The sequence below is a fragment of the Salinivibrio sp. MA427 genome (assembly GCF_001996115.1).
Lineage (GTDB): Bacteria > Pseudomonadota > Gammaproteobacteria > Enterobacterales > Vibrionaceae > Salinivibrio > Salinivibrio costicola.
Map to the genome: position 1 here is coordinate 1 of NZ_MUFH01000133.1, position 6715 is coordinate 6715.

The window sequence follows — 6715 nt, forward strand, 5'->3', positions numbered from 1 at the left end:
GCCCTCTACTCGCCCAAACTCATACGCCATGAGCTCGGTCAGCCTAACGAGTTTATATCCCACCGCATTGTCCACCAATCAAGAACCATGGCGGTGTATTCTACTGAAGAGACCAGATTTTTGGATAGGTTTGTTGTCATCGTTAGGTTAGCACTGGCTAAACTGTGAATTGCGTGCAAGAAATAGTTATCGCTATCCTGAGTATTGAGAAAACGAATCTTAGGGGTTGATCATGTCATTTATCGGTTTAAATCCGATACCACACTGGACTTATATCACCAAAATCAATAGCGCCAATTGAGGCTTCGAACAGACTTCAATATGCTCTATCACTGATAAGGCCAGCGTTTGATGCTGGCCTTCCTTTTCCAGATCAGAGAGACGAGTTCTCGGTGCTACTCAAGAACGAGCTCTTGCGCAAGCGCTTGACGCTTCTCCTCACCAAAACCGCGTAAGCCAACCACATGCACATGCTCACGATCGTTAAAGATCTTGCGCACTAATTTATAGGTGGTGCCTTGCTCTGGGCTGATGTTTTCCGGTGCGGCAATCAACAGCTGCATATCCAAACGATGACACAACTCAAACAAGGTCGAGATCGATTTAGCATCCAAACGCGCGGCTTCATCAAGGAACAGCAAACGACATGGGATCACGTCTTTACCGCGTAACCGCCGTGATTCCTCTTCCCAGCTTTGAATTACCATCAGCAAAATGGCCTGGCCGGTACCAATGGCCTCCCCTGTCGACAACGCACCGGATTCAGCTTTAAGCCAGCCGTCGGTACCACGATTCACCTCAATACCTAATTCGAGGAAATTGCGATAATCTAACAACTCTTCGCCTAAGGTCTGTGGTGAACGCTGCCCCATGTCGATATGCGGATTCAGGCGTTGGAATAACTTCGCCATCGCTTCTGAGAAGGTTAGGTTTGGATTGCCGAACAAGTCTTGGTGTTGATCGGCATGCTCGGCCAAGCCCATCAGTAGCTGCGCATGAGTGTCACGAATCGAGACATTGAGACGCACGCCTTTAACCTGACCAAACCCGACACTTTGCAACCCTTGGTTGAGCATGCGGATCCGGTTTTGTTCACGCTGAATCGTTTTACGAATAATATTGGCGACCGACTCTGAGCTGATCGCTAACCGCTGCTCACGCTGCGTGAGTTCTTCGGTCAGGCGCGCAAGCTCCACTTCCATCTCTTCAATCGCTTCAACCGGATCGTCGGTGCGAATAATGTCGTGGCGGATCCGCTCGCGCAGATGTTGATAAACCGCAACGTAAAACAACACTTTACGCTCAGGCCGACCGATATCTTCTGACGCGCGTAAAGCATCACGCAAAATTTCATTATCGGCCACGGCAAGGCGCAAGGCACCCAACGACTTATCCGACAGTGAGCGCAATTCCTCGGCAGACATATACGCCATTTCTCGGCGGTTCAGTTGCTTTTCAACGCCGTTATCACGCGCAATCCGTAATACACTGCACCAGCCTGCTTTGGCATTGACCACAAACTGACGCAGTTCTTTATACTGCTTGAGCGATTTACGCAGCTCTTTGGTCAGAGACTTGGTTTCCATCTCTAACGAGGTGATCCCGCGTGACAGCTCACTATGTCGCTGTCGCGCTTGGTGCATTTGCTCATACAAGGTATCGCGACGATGCTGCGCGCGCATCAAAGCTTCTTCGTCCGCTTGTACACCTAACTCGGCAAATTCACGTTTAAACTCGTTCAACGTCTCTTGCTTGGACTGATGGGCACTTTTAAGCGACGCGAGCAGCTGCTGATACTGGCTATTTTGCCCCTGTACCTGCTTTAGCGCATCACGCTCACGTTGGCGAACTTGCTCTGCGTCTTTTAGTTTGGCCTTCAGTTGCTCGTTTAACTCACTGCTTTGCGTCAGCATCTCTGCCGCATCTTGATAAGCAAAATGAGGACGGCGCTCCGCTAAGTCGGCGACGGCAAATAGCTGTTGCTTAATCGCTTGTAAGGCTTSATCCGCTTCTTGATAGGCTTGCTCCAACTTATCAAACTGCTCAGGATCACTCTCCAATGTGGCCAAGTATCCTTCTAGGGACGCCAACGTCTCTCCATGCTGCTGGATAAACGTTTTGGCCTGTTCCGCCGCGTGCAGGTTGTCATTCGCGGTTTGCAAGCGAACATCAAGTTCGGATTCTGCCAGGGCGTCGGCACAGTAACGCAGCTTATCAAGGCATTGCAGGGCTTGCTGACAACGTGAAACCTCAGCCTCATGCTGCGTCAGCGTCTGTTTACTCTCAGTTATCGCGCGCTGGGTCTGCACGCGTTTTTCACGGCAGCGCGCTATCGCTTGCTCGGGATCGGGAGTAAAGGCAACGGTTAGGTGCTCCGCAATAAATTGGCTAAACGCTTGCGATAAACGCTGCCACTTTTGCACATCAAACGAGGCCTTCGCGTAATCTTCTACCAGTACATCACGTTGTGCTCTGAGCTGCTCAAGCCGATGCTCACGAGCCGCACGGCCAAATAGCGGGGTCTCTGGGAAGCGTGAATAGCGCATTTGCCGATCATTCAGGTGCACACATACCGCACCGCCCAGCTCTTGAGCATCAAACACGCGATCATCAAATGCGTCCGCATCGCCTTCAATGATGTAAAGATCATCTGGGCAAGCGTCAAGCGAAGCCAGCTTCTCCTTTACGCCTTTCAGATCCGGCACCACAATCGCATGACGCGCTGGACCATACAGAGCGCTAAAATACGGGGCATCTTCTAAGGTAATATCGTCGTAAATCTCAGAGAGCAGGGTTCCGCCAAGCGTCTCTGCCAGTCCTTGTAATTGCGAATCTTCACTGCCACCAGGTTGCGCCAGCTGTTCAATCGCCCGCTCTATCTCGGCTTTTTGGCGGGCAAGCTGCTCTTGATGATGGGTCTGCTGACGCACTGACTCATGTGTGGCATGCATGGCGTCCATCACCGCTTGGCTATCCGCCAAGGTTTGCTCGGTCTGGGTTTCGAGTTTGGTCAACGCCTCATTGGCGGCAAACCAACGGGGCGCTTTGCCTTCAAGCTCGCGAATGTCCGCATCAATCGCTGCCTCGGTACGTGACAACTCGCGCAGCCGCTCGGCTTGAGCCTCTTTTTCTTGCTGTAAGGTCTCTCGTTTTTCTTGTTGCAAGGCAACAGCTTGCTCCACGGCATCACTATCAGCCAGGCGCTCCCCGGTTAACGCCTGATAGTCTAACACCAGGTGGCTAGCCTTTTGCTGCTGCTCAACACGTTGGGTTAATTCGCGATGTTCATATTGGCGTTGTGAGAGGCTGTCGGCGAGATAGCGACGGGTGCGCCCCTGCTCTACCCAATACTTGGCTTTTTCTCCTGCCTCGGACCGGGCCACTGACGGGTCAATGCGTTGTAATAAGCTTAATCCTTGCGCAAACTGATTGGCCGTTGCCGATGCCAGATCCCGCTTGTGTTTAAGCGACAAGACGCGATCCGTTTGCTCTGATTCTTCGGTTTTGAGCCTTTGCAAGCAGGCCCCTACCTCATCGACGGTTAAGGCGTCATCGTCGGTGAGACGTCTGGCTGTTTCAAGCGCCGTTACAGCTTGCTGATATTGCAAAGATCGCGTTTGCTGAGTATTTAGCGCTTGCTGATAGTCCGCCAGTTGCGTTTTCAGGCTATCGACTTCTTCTTCACTTTGTGCCGCCCGTAACTCGGCTTCGGTGAGCTGTTCCGTGGCTTCTTCCACCACCATGATTTGCTCTTCCAGTCGCTCAGACAATTCAAGCAAGTCTTCTTCATAACGCTGGATTTTTTCTTGCTGACGCATCGCCGATTGCACCAGCTGTAAGTGGTCCGCCGCGGCTTGATGATCTTGCTCAAGATGATCTTGTCCGGCTTCCAACTCACTTAATTCGGCACGCATGGCCTCAACGTGCTGCTGTTTTTGCTGCAAGGTTTGCTGCGCGGCGTTTAATTCAGCCCGCAAAGACAAAGCCTGTTCGAGCTTGGTACGACGTTCGTTGGCATGGCGCATGTAATCTGAAGCCACATAATGGGTCGCCTCGGTAATCAGGTGCTTAAACAAATCCCGATCGCGCTGGGTAACTTTAATCGCCTCCAGCGTCATACGGTTTTCTTTTAGCGCCACTTCCATGTCTTGGAAGGCTTTTTTAACCCCACCATTTTGTGGCAATAAGTACTCACGAAGTGACTTAGTAATGGCACTGGAAATACCGCCATACAAAGACGCTTCGATCAGACGGTAGAATTTGCCACGATCTTGTTGCGTACGCAGCTTTTTAGGTAACACCCCAAATTCAAACATTTGCGCATGATAGTCAGTGACCGAACTAAACGCTTTAAAATGCGCGGTTTCATACGCACCGGCCGCGTCTTTCACTTCGTTCAACTGACGCACTCGTGCTTGGCCGTTATTTAAGGTTTCCACCAAGACATCAGTAGGTGAGACGGAGGACGGTAACCCTTGCAAGATAAATGGCTTGATATCGACTTTCTTATCTCGACCGGCGACTTGCTGTAGGCGTACGCCAAATAACACGCGCTGTTGACGCGAGTTCACCACGTCTAATGCCGCATAACAGGCGCCTGGTTGCAATTTACCGTGCAAACCTTTGTCTCGAGATGCGCTCGAGCTGCCTGCTTCCGTAGTATTGCGAAAGTGCAGTAAGGTTTGATCGGGGATCAATGAGGTAATAAAAGCCGCCATAGTGGTGGATTTACCGGCGCCATTGCCACCCGATAACGTGGTGACCAGTGAATCGATATCAAAGGTCCGCGCAAAAAAGCCGTTCCAGTTCACCATGGTGAGTGATTGATACTTACCGCGCTGGCTCATGCTGTCGGCTCCTCCGTGTGTTGTGTTGCGGACGTCTCAGCTTCCTGATCAAACGCATCATCAAGCAAGCTAGATTGAATATGTTCTTGGCTATGGACCACAGCTTCGCCATCTCGGATTAAGCGTAACTGCGCTTCTTGCGGATCATCGCCCGTGCGTACATCGGCGCCAAAACGGAAAGTGGCTTCACTAACGCGAAACTTATTGCCCTCACCAATCGGCAAGATCATTCCCAAACGACGCAGGCGACGCAGCGAGGTTTTCACCTTATCAAACAGCTTCTCGCGGTCGAGATCGGAGCCTGTGGCACGGTGGGTGACCAGCTTCATCAGTTTTTTCTCGTCGGCCAATGCCATCAGCTCGTCGAACAATTCTTGCGTGGTGAAGATCCCTTCTTGGGCCAAGCGCTCTGGGCTCAAATACAAAAAGCACAGCACTTTGCCGACCAGCATATCAAGCTCCGACAAGACACTGCGGCGGATAAGGCTGGTGGAACGCGGACGCAGATAGAAAAAGCCTTCTGGCGCACGCACTAACTCCGCGTTATAGCGCTGATAAAAAATATTTAACGCTTGCTCAAATTCAATCAGCAAGGCGTGGTTATCTAAATCGTCACTGGCAACATGGCGGCCAGCGCGTAATGCACTATCCAACGCCGGAAATAAAGGGTTAGCAATGGCTTTGGCCAGTTCCTCTGGCATTGGCTGTTCAGTATTTATCGATGACATTCGCTTGTACCTTCGCTCCGAAGTCGTTAATCGCCTGCCAATCAGGCTGGATCGCGTTGAGATCAGATTGGGAATAGCCCATCCGAACCGCTTGATTAATCACTAAGCGCGCGAGATCAAAATGGCGAGCTTGGGGGTGCTCGGCTAAGTAGTCTTTAAGAACACGACCGAGATCGATCGCTTGTCCGGTTTCTCGGTGACGGTTGAGCATCTGTGAAACTTTCTGTGACAAGGTGTCATCAACCACAGCCAATTGCTCAAACGTCACTTCTTCTGGCATATCGCCGGTGACTTCATCATCACGTAACACCAAGGCTTCATCACGGGTGTCGCGCAAACGCTCGGCATCCGCATAGGTCAAAAACCACGGCGCATCCAAATAGTCCGAGACCGATTGACGTAGACGCTGACTAAACGCACGGTTTTTATCCATATCAATCGCGGTTCGAATAAATTTATGCACATGGCGATCGTAACCTATCCATAAATCAATCGCTTGCTGACCCCAGTTCACGATCCGATCCAGTTTCATCTGCAGTCGATAAACCATGGCATCGACAAACTCGAGCTCGTCGCGTTGTCGCACCACTTCCTGGATCTCTAACAGTTGGCTTTGTAATTCATCTCCCGCCGCTTGCAATGTTTCTTGCAGCTCTTGCAACGTATTGGATGTTTCATTTAACAAGTGCTCACAGTTAGCGATAGCGGCTTGCCAGTCTTGGGTAAGCAAGGCGGCAATATCGTCTTTAACTTGCTGTTGCTGCTCATCCATCACCCGCTGGTTAAGATCGATACGGTCAAAGATATCGGCCACCGAGTATTTTAATACCCCATACACATTGTGACGCCAAAAGGCGGCATCGCCATCTTCCTCTGCCGCACCGCGTGCCTTAGCGATTTCATCCGCGACCATTGAAAGCTGTACAGACAACTTTAACGTCGAGTATTCACGGTGGCGCGCATAATAATCCGCAATGCCCAGGGCGAGCGGCGTCAGACGATAAATGCTATCGCCCTCGGTCATTTCACTGGTAAAACGGCTTAATAAGCGCGCTTGCACCATTTCATTGATAGCATTGTTGGCACGAAAAGCGATGTTGCCGACGCTGCCACCTTCGTCATTCATAAACTGTTCACTCA

3 protein-coding genes are annotated in these 6715 nt (G+C 51.1%); all 3 read right to left on the reverse strand.

The genetic code is table 11. The annotated features are described in order from the left end of the window. Positions 1–395: 395 nt before the first annotated feature. Positions 396–4847, reverse strand: coding sequence for a chromosome partition protein MukB (mukB, locus tag BZG79_RS09610; protein WP_077774271.1), 4452 nt, complete (start codon positions 4845–4847; stop codon positions 396–398). Beyond that, positions 4844–5575 (reverse strand): chromosome partition protein MukE, encoded by a 732-nt coding sequence (mukE, locus tag BZG79_RS09615; protein ID WP_021022806.1) that lies wholly within the window; start codon positions 5573–5575, stop codon positions 4844–4846. The genes mukB and mukE overlap by 4 nt, the downstream gene beginning before the upstream one ends. Further along, a partial coding sequence (mukF, locus tag BZG79_RS09620; RefSeq protein ID WP_108743262.1) for a chromosome partition protein MukF occupies positions 5556–6715 on the reverse strand: 1160 nt, incomplete at its 5' end. The genes mukE and mukF, both read right to left, overlap by 20 nt.